This is a genomic window from Marinovum sp. J2-8, from assembly GCF_055808435.1.
Genome location: NZ_JBVVRZ010000008.1, coordinates 67,964 through 87,459 on the forward strand (window position 1 = coordinate 67,964; position 19,496 = coordinate 87,459).

Annotated in this window: 17 protein-coding genes and 2 pseudogenes; 5 read left to right on the forward strand and 14 right to left on the reverse strand. The window is 59.3% G+C overall.

Annotated elements, in window-relative coordinates; genetic code table 11:
• Positions 1-36 precede the first annotated feature (36 nt).
• Positions 37-723: a GntR family transcriptional regulator gene (locus AC0L4F_RS19635; RefSeq protein ID WP_244691077.1), complete on the forward strand. Its 687-nt coding sequence runs from the start codon at positions 37-39 to the stop codon at positions 721-723.
• Between the two features lie 58 nt (positions 724-781).
• On the opposite strand, the gene AC0L4F_RS19640 is transcribed toward AC0L4F_RS19635, so the two are convergent.
• The 7 genes from AC0L4F_RS19640 to AC0L4F_RS19670 all read right to left on the reverse strand — a co-directional run bounded on the left by AC0L4F_RS19640 (position 782) and on the right by AC0L4F_RS19670 (position 8,110).
• Positions 782-1,576, reverse strand: coding sequence for an L-fucose dehydrogenase (locus tag AC0L4F_RS19640; RefSeq protein WP_244691078.1), 795 nt, complete (start codon positions 1,574-1,576; stop codon positions 782-784).
• A complete protein-coding gene (locus tag AC0L4F_RS19645; protein WP_244691079.1) occupies positions 1,577-2,857 on the reverse strand; it encodes an L-fuconate dehydratase in 1,281 nt (426 codons plus the stop codon).
• Complete coding sequence (locus tag AC0L4F_RS19650) at positions 2,854-3,714, reverse strand: fumarylacetoacetate hydrolase family protein (protein ID WP_244691080.1); 861 nt, start codon at positions 3,712-3,714, stop codon at positions 2,854-2,856. Before AC0L4F_RS19650 ends, AC0L4F_RS19645 begins: the two co-directional genes overlap by 4 nt.
• A 78-nt stretch (positions 3,715-3,792) precedes the next feature.
• Positions 3,793-4,740: an ABC transporter substrate-binding protein gene (locus tag AC0L4F_RS19655; RefSeq protein ID WP_244691081.1), complete on the reverse strand. Its 948-nt coding sequence runs from the start codon at positions 4,738-4,740 to the stop codon at positions 3,793-3,795.
• Between the two features lie 68 nt (positions 4,741-4,808).
• Positions 4,809-5,816: an ABC transporter permease gene (locus AC0L4F_RS19660; RefSeq protein WP_244691082.1), complete on the reverse strand. Its 1,008-nt coding sequence runs from the start codon at positions 5,814-5,816 to the stop codon at positions 4,809-4,811.
• Positions 5,813-7,339: a sugar ABC transporter ATP-binding protein gene (locus AC0L4F_RS19665; protein WP_244691083.1), complete on the reverse strand. Its 1,527-nt coding sequence runs from the start codon at positions 7,337-7,339 to the stop codon at positions 5,813-5,815. Before AC0L4F_RS19665 ends, AC0L4F_RS19660 begins: the two co-directional genes overlap by 4 nt.
• A gap of 27 nt (positions 7,340-7,366) precedes the next feature.
• Positions 7,367-8,110: an SDR family oxidoreductase gene (locus tag AC0L4F_RS19670; protein WP_244691084.1), complete on the reverse strand. Its 744-nt coding sequence runs from the start codon at positions 8,108-8,110 to the stop codon at positions 7,367-7,369.
• A gap of 132 nt (positions 8,111-8,242) precedes the next feature.
• Here AC0L4F_RS19670 and AC0L4F_RS19675 point away from each other — a divergent pair, with 132 nt between their 5' ends.
• Complete coding sequence (locus AC0L4F_RS19675; RefSeq protein WP_348524135.1) at positions 8,243-9,013, forward strand: IclR family transcriptional regulator; 771 nt, start codon at positions 8,243-8,245, stop codon at positions 9,011-9,013.
• A 17-nt stretch (positions 9,014-9,030) separates the two neighbouring features.
• Here the strand turns inward: AC0L4F_RS19675 and AC0L4F_RS19680 are convergent, their stop codons facing one another.
• Entirely contained in the window at positions 9,031-10,410 is a 1,380-nt protein-coding gene (locus tag AC0L4F_RS19680) for an aspartate aminotransferase family protein (protein ID WP_244691086.1), read from the reverse strand.
• Between the two features lie 182 nt (positions 10,411-10,592).
• Between AC0L4F_RS19680 and doeA the strand changes: the two are divergent.
• A pseudogene (doeA, locus tag AC0L4F_RS19685) lies at positions 10,593-11,776 on the forward strand (ectoine hydrolase DoeA).
• Positions 11,773-12,760, forward strand: a pseudogene (doeB, locus tag AC0L4F_RS19690) (N(2)-acetyl-L-2,4-diaminobutanoate deacetylase DoeB). The pseudogenes doeA and doeB overlap by 4 nt, the downstream one beginning before the upstream one ends.
• Positions 12,761-12,798: 38 nt before the next feature.
• On the opposite strand, the gene AC0L4F_RS19695 reads toward doeB, so the two are convergent.
• From AC0L4F_RS19695 to ectA, 4 genes are read right to left on the reverse strand one after another with little or no spacing between them, the layout of a single operon-like run.
• A complete protein-coding gene (locus AC0L4F_RS19695) occupies positions 12,799-14,223 on the reverse strand; it encodes an aspartate kinase (RefSeq protein WP_244691087.1) in 1,425 nt (474 codons plus the stop codon).
• A 1-nt stretch (position 14,224) separates the two neighbouring features.
• Positions 14,225-14,623 carry an ectoine synthase gene (locus AC0L4F_RS19700; protein WP_244691088.1) on the reverse strand — a complete coding sequence of 133 codons (399 nt, stop codon included), beginning with the start codon at positions 14,621-14,623 and terminating at the stop codon, positions 14,225-14,227.
• Between the two features lie 5 nt (positions 14,624-14,628).
• Entirely contained in the window at positions 14,629-15,921 is a 1,293-nt protein-coding gene (ectB, locus tag AC0L4F_RS19705) for a diaminobutyrate--2-oxoglutarate transaminase (protein ID WP_244691089.1), read from the reverse strand.
• A 35-nt stretch (positions 15,922-15,956) separates the two neighbouring features.
• Positions 15,957-16,490, reverse strand: a complete 534-nt coding sequence (ectA, locus tag AC0L4F_RS19710) for a diaminobutyrate acetyltransferase (RefSeq protein ID WP_244691090.1) — start codon at positions 16,488-16,490, stop codon at positions 15,957-15,959.
• Positions 16,491-16,728: 238 nt separating this feature from the next.
• On the opposite strand from ectA, the gene AC0L4F_RS19715 reads away from it, so the two are divergent.
• Positions 16,729-17,235, forward strand: coding sequence for a MarR family winged helix-turn-helix transcriptional regulator (locus AC0L4F_RS19715; RefSeq protein ID WP_244691091.1), 507 nt, complete (start codon positions 16,729-16,731; stop codon positions 17,233-17,235).
• Here the strand turns inward: AC0L4F_RS19715 and AC0L4F_RS19720 are convergent, their stop codons facing one another.
• Together AC0L4F_RS19720 and AC0L4F_RS19725 are read right to left on the reverse strand one after the other, a co-directional pair.
• Entirely contained in the window at positions 17,236-17,817 is a 582-nt protein-coding gene (locus tag AC0L4F_RS19720) for a DUF1190 domain-containing protein (protein ID WP_244691092.1), read from the reverse strand.
• A gap of 45 nt (positions 17,818-17,862) precedes the next feature.
• Positions 17,863-19,089, reverse strand: a complete 1,227-nt coding sequence (locus AC0L4F_RS19725) for a glutathionylspermidine synthase family protein (RefSeq protein ID WP_244691093.1) — start codon at positions 19,087-19,089, stop codon at positions 17,863-17,865.
• Positions 19,090-19,496: the final 407 nt, after the last annotated feature.

Here is a 19,496-nt window from a genome sequence, read left to right on the forward strand (position 1 = left end):
ATTGCGTTCCACGCCGACATATGCGACTTACAATCCATGGACCGAACCCGCCCCGATGTGATTGCTGCGGCGATCGAACAACTGATATTTGACGGCACCTTTTGCGACGGTGACCGCATGGACGAGGTGCAATTGGCGGACCGGTTTCTGGTCTCGCGCACGCCGATCCGCGAGGCGTTGAACCGATTGGCGCATTCTGGATTGGTGGAACATGTGCCGCGCCGTGGGGTTTTCGTGCGCCAGCCGGGCCCGGTGGAACTGATGGAAATGTTCGAAGTCATGGCCGAGCTGGAGGCGATCTGCGCCCGCTATGCCGCAAGCCGAATGACCGACGCGGCGCTGGCGGATCTGCGCGAGGCCAATCAGCGCTGCACAAAGGCGGCCCAGGCCAATGATCCAGACGCCTATTACGGCCACAATGAAGCATTTCATCAGTTGATTTATGCAGCTTCGTGCAATGGTTTTCTGGAGGGCGAGGCGCGCAAGCTCCAGCGGCGCTTGCAGCCATTTCGGCGGCTGCAATTGTCACTGCGTGGCCGTATGGCGCAATCTTTGTCTGAACATGATGCGGTGCTTGACGCCCTCAGCCGGGGCGACGCGGCAGAGGCAGGCCGCGCATTGCACAGCCATGTCGCGATCCAGGGTGAAAAATTTCACCATCTCAAGGCCATTCTGAGCGACAAGCGCCCGCCGCGCTCCGGTACAGATCCACAGCGTGGCTAATCCCGGCGGATCTTAACCTCGGACAGCAAGTCCAGGGATCAAAAGATCCGCCGCTGGGTTATGTCCCATCCGGCGCACCATCCAGGGCCCGGTCCAGATGCGTGTAACCGCCATCGACAAACACCCATTGCCCGGTGGTGTGCCCCGCGCGGGGCGACAACAGGAACACAACCTGATCCGCCAATTCCGCCGGCAGGGTCATCCGATGGCCCAACGGAATCCGCCGGGTGATTTCCGCCAGCTGCGCCTGCGGCTCGTCAAAGGTTTTGATCCATCGCTCATATAGCGGCGTCATGCTTTCGGCCGGGATGACCGCGTTCACCCGAACGCCCTCTGCCGCCAGCGCCGCCGCCCATTCCCGCGTCAGGGCCAGCTGCGCGCCTTTGGCCGCTGCATAGGCCGAGGTATTGCCCTGCCCGGTGATCGCGGTCTTTGACGACACGTTGACAATCGCGCCCTGCGTTTTGCGCAGATGCGGCACACAGAGATGCGCCATGGTGTAGTAATGCGTCAGGTTGTTGTCGATAGAGGCGCGAAACGCCTCTGGGCCCGCGTCCAGACCGATACTGTCGTTGGCGCCGGCGTTATTGACCAGACCATCAATCCGGCCAAATTCGGCCAGCACCTGATCCACCGCCCGGCGGCATTGGGCATCCTCGGTCAATTCGGTCAGGATGATCATCGCCCTTGGGCTTTTGGCCCGGATCTCTTTGACAAAATCCGGGTCAGCGGCGCTGCGGCACAGGATGACGGGGATTGCCCCCTCCTGTGCCAGTGAGGACGAAATCGCTGCACCAATGCCCGATGCGCCGCCGGTGACCAAAACCACCCTGCCCTGCAATCCCAGATCCATTCAAACGTTCCCTTTGAACGTATATTCCGCCAGCGACGCCGCCTTCATTTCGATCGAAAAGCCCGGCATTTCCGGCGGCATATAGGCCGCGTTCTGAATTGTGCAGGGATCAAGGAAGTGTTCGTGCAGATGGTCGACAAATTCGATCACCCGGCCCTCACGCGTGCCGGAAATGCAGAGATAGTCGATCATCGACATATGCTGCACATATTCACAAAGCCCGACGCCCCCGGCATGGGGACAGACCTTCAGATCGTATTTCGCCGCCATCAACATGACCGCCAGAACCTCGTTCAGACCGCCCATGCGGCAGCTGTCGATCTGCACCACGTCAATGGCACCACGCATGATCAACTGTTTGAAAATAATGCGGTTCTGGCACATTTCGCCCGTGGCGACCTGTACCGGGGCGATGGCTTCGCGGATCTTGCGGTGGCCTTCGATATCATCCGGGCTGGTGGGTTCTTCGATGAACCACGGATTGACGAAAGACAATTTCCTGACCCAGTCAATGGCTTGATCGACTTCCCACACCTGATTGGCGTCGATCATCAGGTTGACGTCCGGCCCGCATTCATCACGCGCGATGGTCAGGCGGCGAATATCATCTTCCAGATCGCGACCGACCTTCATTTTCACATGTTTGAACCCGGCATCCACCGCCTCGCGGCAGAGACGGCGCAGCTTGGCATCGTCATAGCCCAGCCACCCGGCAGAGGTGGTATAACAGGGGTATCCCTCGGCTTTGAGCGTGGCGACGCGATCGGCCTTGGTCGCGGCCTGTTTTGTCAGGAACTCCAACGCCCATTCCGGGGTGATGCAATCGGTCAGATACCGGAAATCAATGCAGCGCACCAATTCCTCGGGCGTCATGTCCGCGACCAGTTGCCAAACCGGCTTGCCCGCCTCTTTGGCCCAGAGATCCCAGGCCGCGTTGACCACCGCGCCGGTGGCAAGATGGATCGCGCCCTTATCCGGGCCGATCCAGCGCAGCTGGCTGTCAGAGGTAACATGCCGCCAGAACCGCCCCATATCGGCGGCGATCCAATCGGTCTCCAACCCCACAACCAAGGGACGCAGCGCCGCAATCGCGGCGGTACAGATTTCGTTGCCGCGCCCAATGGTAAAGGTCAGCCCGTGACCTTCGTGGGCGCCGTCGGTTTCCAACACCACATAGGCGGCGGAATAATCCGGGTCGGGGTTCATCGCATCAGAACCATCCAGCGATTCTGACGTCGGAAACCGCACGTCAATCGTGCGCAGACCGGTGATCGTGCTCATGACATCGCCCCGCGCACATTCTGTCGTTGTGTGCCCAGCTTTTCGATGCCCAGCTCCATCACTTCGCCGCCCTTCAGATACACAGGCGGTGTTTGCCCCATGCCAACGCCGGGCGGTGTGCCGGTCGAAATCACATCACCGGGCTGCAACGACATGAAGCGCGAGCAATAGGAAATCAGGAACGGCACCTTGTAGACCATCGTCGCGGTGGTGCCGTTTTGATAGCGTTCGCCATCGACATCGCACCACATGGCCAGATTGTCGAAATCGCCAACCTCGTCCGGGGTCACCAACCATGGCCCGGTCGGCCCAAAGGTGTCACAGCCCTTGCCCTTGTCCCAGGTGCCTTCGCGTTCGATCTGAAATTCGCGTTCGGACACGTCATTGACGACACAGAACCCGGCCACATGGCTCAGCGCGTCAGCCTCGTCGATATAGCTGCCGGCCTTGCCGATCACGACGCCCAGTTCGACCTCCCAATCGGTCTTGACCGATCCGCGCGGGATTTGCACATCGTCGTCCGGGCCAACAACCGCCGAGGTCCATTTGTTGAAAATCACCGGCTCTTTTGGAATGGCCAATCCGGTTTCGGCGGCGTGGTCCGCGAAGTTCAGGCCAATGCAGATGAATTTTCCAATGCCCGCCACACAGGGCCCAAGCCGCAGATCCTGTTGCGGCACGCCGGTCACAACCGGCAAGGCCTGAATGTCCATCGCCGAAATCTCGGCCAGTTTTTCCGGCAACAGCGCCGCCCCGGCGAGATCGGGCAGAATGCCGCTCAGGTCGCGCACCGCACCGTCAGCGTCCAACAGGCCGGGTTTTTCTTGCCCTTTGGGGCCATAGCGTAAAAATTTCATCGGGCCTCGCGCTCCATCTGGGGGAAATCATAGAAAATGGGCGGCCACCGACCGGCCGCCGCCCTTGGTGTGTCTTGATCAATCGTAAAGGACGGCCGCGATTTCCGGGTCGTCGATATTGCTGGCGTCGTAGTAATAGAAACCAGTGTCGATGGTTGCCGGGACGGTTTCGCCCTTGGTCGCCATAAGCGCGGCCTTGACGGTTTCATACCCAATGCCCACCGGGTTCTGGGTGATCGCGCCCGCCATCAGACCAGAGCGGATCGCATCCTTTTGCGCCGCGCCGCTGTCGTAACCAATGATGGTGATGCCCTCGGCGCCGCTTTCGCGCACGCCATTGACCACGCCAATCGCCGAACCTTCGTTGGTGCCAAACATGCCTTTGAGATCGGGATTTGCGATCAGAATGGATTTGGCGATTTCGGTCGATTGAAGCTGATCCCCCGCGCCGTATTGAACGGTCACGATCTCGATGTCGGGATAGGCTTCTTCGATCCGGTTGACGAACCCATCGCGACGGTCGATGCCGGTGCGGCTGGTCTGGTCATGGGCGATGACGGCAACCTTGCCCGCGCCGCCGATGAATTCGGCCATTTTGTCCGCCGCAAGTCCGGCCGCCGCAATGTTGTCGGTGGTGGCTGTGGCCACCGGAATGTCGCTGTCGACACCGCTGTCAAAGGCAACAATCGGAATGCCGGCATTCTGGGCCTGACGCAACAGCGGGATTGCCGCCTGGCTGTCGAGCGCGGCAAAGCCGATGGCAGCCGGATTCTTGGCCAACGCGGCGGCCAGCATGTCGATCTGGCGATCAACCTGGGCTTCTGTATCCGGGCCTTCGAAGGTGACTTCGATGCCGAATTCCTCGGCTGCCTGATCGGCACCGGCCTTTACCGCCTGCCAGAATTGGTGCTGGAACCCTTTGGAAATCAGCGGGATATAGACCGTGTCCTGGGCCTGGGCCAGGCCCGTGGTCAGCACCAGCGCAGTGGCACTCAGCGTGCCCATCAATGTGCGTCTGTTCAGCATGTTGTTTCCTCCAATGAAATGTTGTCGTCTGTGTGATCGCGGGCGTTCATCGCCGTTCTTGTTTTTGATTAAGCGGATTTGTTGCGTCGGACCTGGTCGGCATAGACCGCCAGAATGATGATCGCGCCGGTCACCACGGTCTGCCATTCCTGTGCCACCGACAGGATGCGCAACCCGTTGGTCAACACCGCCATGATCAGCGCGCCGATCAGGGTGCCAAGGATGGTGCCGCGCCCGCCCGCCAGAGATGTGCCACCAATCACCACGGCGGCAATCGCCTCTAGCTCATAGCCAAGCCCCAGGGCAGGCTGCGCAGAATTCAACCGCGAGGCAATCAACAGGCCGCCAATGCCGACAATCGCGCCGGACAGGCTGTAGATCGCGATTTTCCACCAATCTGTGTTGACGCCCGAAAGCCGCACGGATTCCTCGTTGCTGCCAAGCGCAAAGCAATAACGCCCCAGAACCGTCCTGCTCAGGACATAGGCCGCCGCCCCTGCCACCACGAACAGGATCAGCACGCCGTTGGGAATGGGCAAGCCGGGAAACACCGCGCCAATCAATGACCCGCGCGAGATCAGATCAAACCCCGGTGTGTCGTTGAAATAGATTGGCCGCGTGCCGGAAATCACCAGGCTCAACCCCTTGAGGATCAGCATCATGCCAAGCGTGGCAATGAAGGGCGGGATTTTCATCTTGGCCACAAAGGTGCCCGAACAAAATCCACAGAAGGCCCCGGCGCCAATCGCCGTCACAACCCCAAGCGGCAGCGGCATTCCCAATTTGGTCAACACCACCCCGGTCATCACCGCGGTAAAGGTCATCAATGTGCCAACCGACAGATCAATGCCGCCGGTGATGATCACCAATGTCGCCGCCACCGCCAACACGCCGTTGACCGAAGTCGCCTGCAAAATCGCAATGATATTGGCGGTTTGCATGAAATTGGGTGAGGCCAGGCTGAACCCCAGAAGCAGGATCAGCAGGCTGGCAAAGGCCAGCAGTTTTTGATGCGCGCCGGATGCGGCAAGTTTGGCAAATGCGCCTTTTGGTGCGTCTGTATCGGTTGCGGTCATTGGACAGCCTCCCCTGTTGCGGATGGGTCTCGCATGGTTTGCGTCGCCAATTTCATGATGCTTTCCTGGGTCGCCTCGGACCGGTCGAGAATGCCGGTCAGCGTGCCTTCGCACATGACAGCAATCCGGTGGCTGAGGCGCAGAACCTCAGGTAGCTCGGATGAAATCACGATGATGGCGCGGCCCTGCGCCGCCAGATCCAGCAAAAGTTTGTAGATCTCCGCCTTGGCGCCGACATCAATGCCACGCGTCGGTTCGTCAAAGATCAACACATCGCAATCGCGCAGCAGCCATTTGGCAATCACCACCTTTTGCTGATTGCCCCCTGACAACAGCCGCACTTCCTGACGATCGGACGGCGTGCGAATGCCCAATTGGGCGATGTAATCATTGGCGGTCGTGCGCATCGCCGCTTCGTCCAGCACCCCAACACGCGAGGTAAAGCGATCCAGACTGGCCATGGCCACATTGGCGCGCACATCCATGCCGGTCGCCAGACCAAAATGTTTCCGGTCCTCGGACAGATAGCCAATGCCGGCGGCAACAGCGTCTGCCGGGCTTTTGATATCAACCCGATGGCCGTGCACCTTGATCGTGCCCGCGACCCGGGGATCAGCGCCAAAGATGACCCGCGCCACTTCCGTGCGGCCCGCGCCCATCAACCCGGCGAACCCCAGGATCTCGCCTTTGTGGACCTTGAACGACACATCCTTGACCACCCGGCCACGGGTCAGGCCGGTGACCTCCAGCGCGATGTCGTTTTGATCGACCTGCGGAAGGTCAAGCGCGCCATCGCCCAGCTCACGCCCCACCATCATCGAAATGATTTCGGAAATCGGGGTTGTGGCGGCCTCGACCGTGCCAACCGTTTCGCCGTCGCGCATCACCGTCACCCGGTCGGCAATCTGCTTCAGCTCGTCCATCTTGTGGCTGATATAGATGATGCCCACGCCTTCGCTGCGCAGCTTGCGGATGATGGTGAACAGATCGGCAATCTCGGCATCGTTCAACGCGGCGGTCGGTTCGTCCATCACCAGAATATGAGAGCGATAGCTCAGCGCCTTGGCGATCTCGACCATTTGCTGCATTGCAACGGTCATCTGATGGATCGGCGTGCGCGGATCGAGCGCGAGGTTCATTTGCGAAAAGATTTCAGCGGCTTGTGCGTTCAACGCCGCCTCGTCCAGCCGCCCGAACCGCAAACGCGGCTCGCGACCGATAAAGATGTTTTGCGCTGCAGTCAGGTCGTTCATCAGGCTCAGTTCCTGATGAATGATCCCGACGCCGGCGTCCTGTGCCGCCCGTGGCCCATCGAATTCCACCAGCTTGCCGTCAACCTCGACCGTGCCGCCGTTGCGGGAATAGACCCCGGACAGAATTTTCATCAGCGTTGATTTGCCGGCGCCGTTTTCGCCCATCAACGCATGCACCTCGCCCGCGCGCAGATCGAAACGCACGTTTTTCAAGGCATGCACGCCGGGAAAGCGTTTTTCGATGCCTTCCATGGCTACAAGAGTTTTCATTTTGCGTATCCCCTCCCCGGTGCGCGATCAGATCGTGACACCACCGTCGACAAGAAAGGCCTGCCCGGTGACAAACTTGCTGGCATCCGACAGCAGATAGGTGATCATCGGTGTCAGATCGTCGACAGTCGCCAAGCGGCCCATTGGCTGGCGGGCGATGAAATCTTTTTCCGCCTGCACCGGGTCTGCGGCACTGTCGATACGTCCCCGCAGCGACGGCGTGTCGACCGTACCGGGGCAAAGCGCATTACAGCGAATGCCCTGGGTGACGAAATCCGCGGCGATGGATTTGGTCAAACCGATCACAGCGGCCTTGGTCGCGCCGTAGGTGGCGCGATTGGGGAAGCCTTTGATCGACGATGCCATCGACGCCATGTTGAGGATAGATGTCGATCCGGTGACCTTCGCCCGCTCAATCAGACCCGGCAAAAACGCGCGGCTCATCCGCAGCGCCGATGTCACATTCACATCCAGACACAGCGCCCAGTCTTCGTCGGTCACATCCAGAATGGTCCCGTTCTGCACAATCCCGGCGCAATTGAACAAGCCGTCAATCGGGCCGACCCGCCCTGCCAGCTCCGCGATCGCCTGACCGTCACAGACATCCAGAACCTGGGTTTCGATTTCGGGATGGTGCTGGGCCAGATCGCGCAGGGCATCGGCATTGATGTCAGTGGCAATCACCTTGGCGCCAAGGGCCGAACAGGCAATCGCGCTGGCGCGCCCCATGCCCTGACCGGCGGCTGTCAGCAGAATGGTTTTGTCTTTCATCGTGGTTCCTCCCAAATCCTCGCATTCATATCTAAACCAGCTATTCATATTTGGTCAAACACAAATTGCGGCGCGTTGACTTTTGACCGGGATTGGCCCAATTCATTCGAAATCCAGGAAGATGAGGGCGCGGTGGCCGAAGACGCAAAAGACCAGAGATACAGGGCCCCTGCCCTTGATAAGGGTTTGGACATTCTTGAACTTCTGGCGTTGGAGCCGGGGGGAATGACGCGATCCGAGATCGTCAAGGCAATGGGCAAGAGCCCAAGCGAGATCTACCGCATGGTGGAACGGCTGGTGGCGCGGAACTATGTCACCCGCTCATTCGAAGGCGACCGATATGCGTTGAGCATCAAGCTGTTTCAGCTGGGGTCGGCCTATCCTCCGCTGCGGCGGATGGTGACGCATGTCCAACCATTGATGGATAATTTCTCTGCCCAATGCCTGCAATCGGTCCATTTGGCGGTGCCGGAAATGGGTCAGGCGCATGTGGTCGCTCAGGCCTCCAGCCGCTCGCCTTGGGAATTTCGGCTGCGGGTCGGGGCCGTTCTGGATCTTTTGACCACCAGTTCCGGTCTGACGTTGCTGGCGTTTCAGAACGCAGACGAAATGGCGCAGATGCTGACCACGGCCGAGGGTGACACCCCCGAAGTGACGCCACAAGTCGCCAAGGAGCTGGCAGAAATCCGCAACACCGGCTACCGCATCGGGCCCAGCCAACAGCTTGTCGGGGTGACCGATATTTCCGTGCCGATCCGCACGGCAAACCAGCGGGTCATCGCGGTTTTGACCTGTCCGTTCCTGCCACACGCCGAAGCGGGCGGCCGGGACAACATGGCGCAGAACCTTGAAACTGCGCGGGATCTTCTGGTCGAGGCGGCAGAACGCGCCTCGACCACCTAGGGCCATCAGACGGGAATTTAGCCCAGAATGTCGTCAATGGCCGCTTTGGTCACCGCAACCACCTGATCCGCCTCGTCGCGGCCCAGACAGAAGGGCGGCGCAAAGCCGATGATGTCACCCTGCGGCATGGCGCGGGCAATCACGCCTTTGTCCAGCATTTTGGCCACGATCTGCGGTGCAATCTTCTGCGACGCATCAAAGAACTGGTGATCGTCGCGGTCCTTGACCAGCTCCACCGCGCAGAGCATGCCCTCGCCGCGAATATCGCCGATGTTTTTATGGTCGCCCAAGGCCGCGGCCATGCTGGCATTCAGATATGCGCCCACTTCGCCCGCGTTTGACACCAGATCAAGACTGTCGAGCAATTTCAGGTTCGCCACACCGGCGGCGGCCCCGATGGGATGCGCGGAATAGGTCCAGCCGTGGCCGATCGGGCCGAATTCATCCGTGCCACGTTCCAGCACTTCCCACATCCGATCAGACACAATCGAACCGGACAGCGGCGCATAGGCCGATGTCAGACCCTTGGCGATGGTGATCAGATCGGGTTTCAACCCATAATGATCAGATCCCATCATCGTGCCCAGACGGCCAAACCCGGTCACAACCTCATCGGCGATCAGCAGGATATCGTGCTTTTTCAGAACCTTCTGGATCGCCTCCCAATAGCCGGCGGGGGGCGGCACGATACCGCCGGTGCCCAGAACCGGTTCGCCGATGAATGCGGCGATGGTGTCGGGGCCTTCGGCCTCGATCAGCGCCTCCAGCTTTGCGGCGCAATCGGCAGAGAACGCAGCCTCGGACATCGACCGGTCTTCGCGGCGGAAATAATACGGCGCTTCGGTATGGATCACCTGGCTCAGCGGCAGATCGAATTTCTTGTGAAACAGCTCCAGCCCGGTCAGCGATCCGGTCATCAACCCGGACCCATGATAGCCGCGCCAGCGCGAGATGATCTTTTTCTTTTGCGGCAGGCCCAACACGTTGTTGTAATACCAGACCAGTTTGATGTTGGTCTCATTCGCGTCAGAGCCGGACATGCCGTAATAAACGTGGTTCATGCCCTCCGGCGCGCGGTCCGCCACCATTTTGGACAGGGTGATCGACGCCTCGGTGCCATGCCCGACATAGGAATGGTAATAGGCCAGCTCCTTGGCCTGATCGGCAATCGCCTCGGCAATCTCGGGGCGGCCATATCCGACGTTGACGCAATACAACCCGGCAAAAGCATCCAGAGATTTGCGACCCTCGCGGTCGGTGATATGCACCCCGCTGGCGGTTTGGATGATGCGGTTTCCCATTTCCTGGCGGGCAAATTGGCCCAGGTGCGTGGACGGATGGAAAAAGTGATCGTGATCCCATTGCGTCAATTGATCATTGGTCAGTTGTTTGTTCATCACGTTCTCCTAGCGTTGCGCGCGGCTTGGGGCCAAGCGGGATCTATATATTTGATTTTGCTTGCGGTCTCCAGTGCTGGGCGGGATTGTTTCGCGCAGCGAACGGGTTTGGCATGCGGGCACTGGCCTTCTGGTCGACACCGATGCAACATGCAGCCCTGCGGCTATCAGGGGGTCATCACATGACGACGTTTGAAAAGAATTTCACCACCGAAGAATACCGGCGCCGCATCACCAAGACCCGGCACGCAATGTCCGCCGCCGGGATCGAGGTTCTGGTGATCTGCGATCCGTCGAACATGTCCTGGCTGACCGGATATGACGGGTGGTCGTTTTATGTCTATCAGGCCGCGATCCTGACGCTGGACGGCGATCCGGTCTGGTGGGGGCGGGCCATGGATGCCCAGGGCGCACAGCGCACGGTCTTCATGGAACAAGACGACCATATTCGCGGCTATGACGACACCTTTGTCCAGAACCCCGACAAACATCCGATGCAGGAGCTTGGCAAACTGCTGGCCGAACTGGGCCAAGACAGCGCGCATATCGGGGTCGAAATGGACAATTACTATTACTCCGCCCGCGCCCATGACCGCCTGACCACGGCGCTGCCAAATGCGACGTTCAAGGACGCCACCGGGCTGGTGAACTGGCAACGGGCGGTGAAATCGGAACGCGAGATCGAATATATGCGCCGCGCCGCGCGTATTGTCGAAGAAATGCACGCCCGCATTTACGAATTGGCCGAACCCGGCATGCGCAAGAATGACCTGATCGCCGAAATCTATGCCACCGGGATTCGCGGCGCAGATGGATTTTGGGGGGATTACCCGGCGATTGTGCCGATGGCCCCATCGGGGCTGGACGCGACCGCGCCACATCTGACATGGGATGACCGGCCAATGGCATTGGGGGAATGACGTTTTTCGAAATCGCCGGCGCGCACCGGCGGTATCAATGCCCACAATCGCGCACGCTGTTCCTTGGGGAGGTGCCGCAGAAGTTTCGCGATGCCGAGGCCGCCGTACTTGAGGCGACAGAAGCCGGATTGGCACAGGCGAAGCCCGGAAATCAGGCGCAGGATATTGCCAATGCATTCAACGCCACGCTGAACAAAGCCGGGTTCGAAAAGGACAGCCGCTGTGGCTATGCAATTGGCATCAGCTATCCGCCCGATTGGGGCGAGCGCACGATTTCGTTTCGCCGGGGGGATACAACCGTGCTGGAACCCGGCATGACCTTTCATTTCATGCCGGCGCTGTGGCTGGACGATGGCGGTCTTGAAATCACGGAACCGATCCTGATCACCGAAGACGGCTTTGAATGCCTGTGCTCCACTGCCCGCGAACTCTGGGTGAAAGAATGACCGAAAACCCGATTTCACCCACCATTCCGCTGGACGCCGACGGCGTGCACCATGGATTTCTGAAATTGCCGCACAGCCGCGATGACAGCGCATGGGGGTCGGTGATGATCCCGATCACGGTGATTGCCAATGCCGATGGGCCCACGGCGCTTTTGACCGGGGCCAATCATGGCGACGAATACGAAGGCCCCATTGCGCTACAGGATCTGGCCATGTCGCTGAAGCCGGACGACATCCGCGGGCGGGTGATCATCCTGCCGATGATGAACACGCCCGCCTTTGCCGCGGGGCGGCGCTGTTCGCCGGTGGATGGGCTGAACATGAACCGCAGCTTTCCGGGCAGGCCGATGGCACGGTGACGCAAAAGATCTGCCACTACATTGTCACCGAACTGGTGCCGCAATCCGATATTGTGCTGGACTTCCATTCCGGGGGCCGGACGTTGGATTTCCTGCCGTTTGCTGCCGCGCATATTCTGGACGCCAAGACCCAGGAATCCGCCTGTATGGCCGCAATGCAGGCCTTCAACGCGCCGTATTCGGTGCGGATGCTGGAAATCGACAATGTGGGCATGTTCGACACCGAGGTCGAGGCGCAGGGCAAGGTGTTTGTCACCACCGAACTGGGCGGGGCGGCACGGCCACGGCGCGCAGTGTCGCCATTGCCCGCAAGGGTATTCGCAACCTGTTGATCCATGCCAATATTCTATCGGGTGACATCGAAATTGACGAAACGGTTCAATTGGACATGCCCGATGAAACCTGTTTCGTCTTTGCCGAAAGGGCCGGTTTGATCGAATATCTGGTCGATCTGGGGGATGCGGTCACGCAGGGGCAAACCATTGCCCGTATTTGGCCCAGCGACCGCACCGGCGAAGCGCCCGCATCCTGCAAAGCGGCCCGCAACGGCATCTTCACCGCCCGCCATATTCCGGGTCTGGTCAAGGTCGGCGATTTCGTCGGCCTGGTGGCCGTTCCGGTTTAAAACCATGGGCGCGCCGCCGGGGGCGCGCCCAAATTCCATCACGCTGCGCGCGACAGCTCTGGTTTGCGTTCTTCGATCATCTCGCCATGCAGCGCCTTGATCGCCGGTTTCAGCGCATCACGGTCAACCACGAATTGCACATCGACATTGCGCGGCCCCTGACAAGCGCCAATCACATCCAGACCCTGATCGGACAGGGCACGCAACCCGCGCGCCAATACCGAAAGCCCGGACAGATCGCGACCAATCACAGACACCATGCCCAAAGTGCGGGTGGTGATCACCGCGCTTGGATATGCACGGGCCAAATCGTCCTCGACCCGGCGCATCGTCTTGAGCGAGGTATCAAGGTAATGGGTGATTGTGTTGGCGTTCGACACCTTGGACACGATCCAGACCTTGTGACGTTTCAGCACCTCAAGGATCGTGGCATCATAACCTTTGACCCCCACCATGTCCTGTTCGAAGACTTCCAGCGTAACCACATTCTGGCCGGTCACAATCTCGGCGGCTGGGGTATCGGCGGGGCGATCGTCGATCAGCGTGCCGGGATCACCGGGATCAAAGGCATTGGTCACCCGCAACGGCACATCCGCCTGACGCAGCATTTTCGCGGCCTTGGGGTGGATCGCCTCCATCCCCATGTTGGACAGCTGATCCGCCACATCGAAATTGGTACGGCCCAGTTTTCTGACCGCATCTTCACCCACCAGCTTTGGATCACAGGACGACAGATGGAATTCCTTGTGAATGATCGCTTCGCGCGCGCCGGTCAGCGCGGCCAGACGCGAAAATGTCACTTCGGAATATCCCCGGTCATATTCCCCCATCAGCCCCTCGGCGCATTGGGCATAACCGGTGATGATCGGCATTTCCGTGGCCGGATCAACGCCATCCAGCGCCTGAGTAATCCGTTCGTCCAGAGTGACATTACCTTCGTCACGCCAGCCGGAAAGATCGACAAAACGCGCATTCACCCCGGCGCGGCACAGCATCAATGTGGTGACAAAGGCGGAATGCGCCTCGCCCAGACCGGACAGCAATTCGCGCGTTTGCGACATGTGTTCATTCAGCCGGAAGTGGCCATAGGTACACAGCCGCTGCAAATCGACCAGACAATTGCGCGCGCCGTGCAGGCGTTCCTCGACAAAGGAATCTGCCTGTTGAATATCTGCCTGATGCTCCAGAACCTCAGCATGGGCGGCCTTCATCGCGATGGCAACACCGTCCAGCTTGTCATGCCAGCCATGATTGGTGTCATCATTGGAAAACAGGGCAAAAACCCCCGGCTCACCCGACTTTTTATGTTCGAGCAACAGGTTGGTGATGCCGCCAAAAGCCGACACCACAAAGAAGCGACCATAAAGATCCGCGCCGGTATTTTCGCCGATAAACAGCGTTTCGCGCAGCTCTTTGAGGCGGGACATGGATGTCCCACCGATTTTTTCCACAGTATGGCTCATCTCAGGCATCCTCGGTCACAAGCGCATATGACCCATCTTCGCGGTGCACCTCTGTGCCGGTCACCGGCGGGTTGAACACGCAGGCCATGACCAATTCTTCTTCGGCCCGCAGGATGTGGCGGTCATGTTCGTTCAAGGCATACATCACGCCGGGCACGATTTCATGGGTTTCCCCGGTCGCCAGATCGGTGATCGATCCTTTGCCCTTCATGCAATAGACGCTTTCGAAATGGTTCTTGTATTCAAACGTATGTTCCGACCCTTCCTCAAGAAAGGTGATATGGAACGAGAACCCCATGCCATCATCCGCCAGCAACATCCGCACCGAGGTCCAATTGGCATCGGCCACGACACGGTCGCGTTGGTCTTTGACGATCTTGTTGAAATCTCTGACAATCATATCGGTTACTCCGCCGCGAATTTTGTGGGTTGGTTGATCACGTCCCGCGCCGCATCCAAAAGGATGTCAAAGCCTTTGCGGAAGACGTCGACCGGCGTGGTCAGCGGGGCCAGAACCTTGACCACCTGATCCTCATTGCCGGAGGTTTCGATGATCAACCCGTTTTCATAGGCCCGTGCACAGATTGCCGAGGCCAATGCGCCGCTGCCGACGTCGACACCCTGCATCAATCCCCGGCCTTTCATGCGGGACCCGGGCACCATGGCCGCCAGATCGCTGAGGGCAATGTGCACCAATGTGGTTTTTTCAACCAGCTCGGCCTGAAACGCGTCATCCGCCCAGAATTTTTCAATCGCCACGCGCGCAGTGACAAAGGCATGGGTGTTGCCGCGGAAGGTGCCGTTGTGTTCCGCCGGGCCGAACACATCATATTCGGGACGCACCAGAAGCATCGCCATCGGCAGGCCGAAACCGGACAGCGATTTCGCCATGGTGATGATATCGGGGGTCACGCCCATGTCCTCGAACGAGAAGAACGTGCCGCAGCGGCCACAGCCCGCCTGAATGTCATCAATGATCAGCAAGGCGCCATGTTTCTTGGCAATCGCGGCGATGGATTTGACCCATTCCGGGCGGGCGGCGTTCAATCCCCCCTCGCCCTGCACAGTTTCCAGCATGATCGCGGCCTGCGCATCCACACCGCCGGATTTGTCCGACAGCATCTGGTCAAGCTGGGCGGTCGTATCGGTATCGGCACCGAAATAGCCGTCATAGGGCATCCGCGTCACGCCATTGGTCGCCATCCCGGCCCCACCGCGATGATAGCCATTGCCGGTCGCGGCCAGCGCGCCCATGGTCACCCCGTGAAAGCCATTGGTGAAGGCGATGATATTGGTGCGGCCTGTGACCTTGCGGGCGATCTTCATCGCGGCTTCGACCGCATTGGCGCCGGTCGGCCCGGTGAACATCACCCGGTGATCCATGTCGCGCGGCGTCAGGATATGGTCTTCGAAAGCCGACAAGAAGGCCGCCTTGGTCCCGGTGTGCAGGTCCAGACCATGGGCAATGCCATCCCCGGCAATATGGTCGATCAATGCCGATTTCATATCCGGGTCGTTATGACCATAGTTCAGCGACGAGCAGCCGGCCAGAAAGTCGATCCAGCTGCGCCCTTCGGCATCGGTCATCTCGGATCCGCTGGCGCGGTCAAACACCGCAGGCATGCCACGGCAATAGGACCGGGCGGCGCTTTCGCGGCGTTCAAAAATACGACGGGTTTCGTTCATGTCTTGTGTCATGAAACGTCCTTTCAGAATAAATTTTGGATTTGGATTTACGCAGCGCGCACCAGTGTTCTGGGCTCGGCCAACGCAATCGTCACCATGTGTTCCGTGTCATGGTGGCCATCGAAATGCGCATCCCGTTCGAAATGCGGCTTATCCGCCAAAGCACCGCCAATCGCGCGGGCAAAGCCGCGAAACAGCGCCCAGGAGGCGTCATTGTCTTTAGTAATCGTGGTTTTCAGCTTGGTGGCATCATCGCAAGCGTCACGCTCGATCAACTCAAGCAGCATCTTGCGGCCAAGACCCATGCCGCGTGCGGCGGGGCTGACCGCCACCTGCCAGACAAACAGCTCGTTCTTGCCGGGGACCATATGCCCGGAAATCCAGCCGACAATCGCCCCGTCCAATTCAGCCACCACACAGGTGTCGCGGAAATGATCCGCCTGAATCAGGTTGCAATACATCGAATTCTCGTCGAGCGGCTTGCAGCTTTTTACAAGCGCCCAGATGGCCGCCCCATCCGTCGCAGAAGGTTTGCGCAGACGGGGCAAAGGTTTTCGAGGGGTGTCGCTGTCTTTCGGCATGTGTTCCAACCTCATAGTTCATTTGATTAGCTAAGTAGTCGAATGATGCGAAAACTTCAACTACCAAAGCAAAATAAGCTAAAACCGCGTGATTTCGGCGATTTATCGCCTTATTTCACGGGGAATGGCGACATAATTAATTTGAATCACGAACCATTTGCCACAACTGCGCGGCAAATTTCACCGCTCAAATGCTTCATAGATTGAAACACCGGGCCATTTCGTGCAAAACTACGCCATGACAACACGCGCCAATGACCGTACCGATGACAGCCTGATTGCCCTGCGCCGCATCTTGCGCGCGACGGAATTGTTTGCGCGGGATCTTGCCCATGCGGTTGGTCTGACGCCAACGCAGCTGCGTGTTTTGCAAATTGTCGCGGAAAAAAGCAGCACCACCCCAAAGACGCTGGCCAATCAGATGGGGGTCAGCCAGGCGACCGTGACGGCGCTGGTCGACAAGCTGGTGCAAAGGGCGCTGGTGGAACGCATTCCATCAGAGCAGGATCGCCGCCAGATCAATGTCGTGGCGACGGCCCAGGGGCATGAACGTTTGGCCGATGCGCCCGACGCCCTGCAACAACGCTATGTTCAGGCGTTTTCCCGGCTTGCGGATTGGGAACAGGCGCAATTGGTGTCATCGCTGGAACGCGTGGCCGATATGCTGGACGCGCAGGATCTGGATGCGTCCCCGGTACTGACGGTGGGCGATATCAGCACCGGGAAAAGCCTGGCCAAAAAGTAGTTAACCGCCGAATCCGGCCCGACCGCCACCGGCCTTGCCAAAGCCACCGCGTGACGCGGCAGTGGCGCGGGTCATTGGCGGCTTACCGGCGGTCGCGGCGGGGCGGTTGAACTGTGACGTGTTCATTTTTGCCGAACCTTTGTTCGACGAAAAATTGCTGGTGCCGGCCGCATTGGTGAAACCGCCACCCTTTTTGTTATAGAGCGGCTGTGCGGCTGCGGTGCCGGACCGTCCCCCCAGCATATTGCCGATCAGGTAACCCGCCAGCAACGGCATGAAGATACTGCCGGACCCGCCCTGGGTTGCGGCCGCTTCGGAGCCACAGGCGCCTTCGCCGTGCTGTTCTTCGCAAACCGCCTGGCTATCATAGCGCGGTGCGGCTTCGACATGCAGCGTCTCTGCGGCGGCAAAAGAGGTTTCGCAATCTTCGGGGGTAAAGCTTGAATCCGTAAACGCTGCATCCTTGCAGCTTTGCAGATCGGGAAAGGCGTTGGCGTCCACCGTTTCCTCTTCGCAGCCCGCCAGCGTAAACGCGGCGGCCCCAAGGATCGCGATGGCAACTCGTTTTGAGCGTTTGGTCATGAGTGTCCTGCCTTTAGTCAAATCGGAACGTCCGGGTTTCGAATGTTATACGCTGATATAATGCGGTTTGAACCGTGACAAATCCTGGGTGATGCGGGATCGGTCCTCGCGGACACCAATGCCGACACAAGTGTCCCCCACCACCCAGGCACCGATCACGGGGCGGAAACCGTCGAACCGGGGCAGCGGAACATAGGCCTGAATGATGCGCGGGTGTTCGTCATAGTCGGTATTTTGGGCCGCTTCGATCACCTCGCCGGATTTGATGATCTCGACCGATGCCCCTTCTCGCGACAGGATCGGTTTGCGCACATGCCCCGCCGCCAGTTGCGCCGCGGCCCGGTCAAAGGCCTCTGCCACATCCGGCGCAGCCGCCCCCTGCCCTGCCAATGCGTCGCCGATGTCGGCCTCGAAAAATGCCGGCAAAAGATTGGGATGACCTTCGAACATTTGCCAGAGCACCGGCAAGAGCCCCTTGTTCGACAACAATGCCTTCCACGCGGGCTCCAGAAACAGGCACCCGGACCCGGCAATATGCGCGGCATAATCGTCGCGCAGCAGATCCTCCCATGGGTAGAGTTTGAACAACACCGCCATCACCCGGTCCTGATCGTCGAGGAATTGCCCCTCCTCGCTGATCGCTATCTTGTCGAGATCGCAATAATGCGCGCCAAGCCCGGCCTCGCGCGCGGCCCAGCCCATCGCTTCGACCGTGCCGTAATCTTCGGGATTGCCGCCGACGGCCGTAAAATGCAGGTCGCTGCCGCCCTCGAACACCGCGCCAAACCGCGCGACCAGCGCCTCGTGAATGCCATTGAACTGGTCACAGCCTTCGGCCAACACGCCGGCGGCCAGCTGATCCTCCAGCCATTGCCATTGAAACGCCGCGCTTTCATAGAGCGACGTCGGCGTATCGGCATTATATTCCAGCAGCTTCGCCGGGGTCTTGCCGTCATAGGCAAAATCAAACCGGCCATATATTTCCGGGTCCGCGCGCCGCCAGCTTTCTGCGACCAGATCACGATGCGCTTCTGGAATTGCCAAACGCTCCATCAGCGCCTCGCTGTCGATGATCCTGGCAACGGCCTCGCGGCACATGGCGTGCAATTCGGTTGCCGGATCTTCCAGATCATTTTCGATCTGTTCCAGCGTAAAGGCATAGGCCGAGGTTTCATCCCAATAGGGTTCGCCGTGCATGTCCGCAAAGGTAAAACCGACCTCCTCGGCATGGGCGCGCCAATTGGGCCGTTCCGGCAAAGTGACCTTCTGCATCTGACGCTCCCTGCTTGTCTGCGGCCAAAATCCAGTCAACTTGGCCGTCCAGTACCCTGCCCCGCCCATTTAGGCGCTATTGAACAGGCTTACCAGACGTGCCCGATCCAGCGGACAGAACACAAGCCGATTCCATTGGAATCATTTGGCAATTTCGCGGCCTGCTTTGTGGTTTTGGCGGGACAACGCGGAAAATCCCGCGCCCTGTGGATAAATCTTGTATAACCCAAGGTGCCGGGGTTTTGGGCAGTTCGGCATTCTAACCAGTTGAAATACATCAATTTAACAGCATGACGCCCGCCCATCACCCAAACCGGCCACCACCCGCATTCGTCCATCTCGTCAGCTTTTTGTAGACTTACGGGTGTTTGCTGATGTAGTCGTAAGAAAAACAATAACCGATGAGG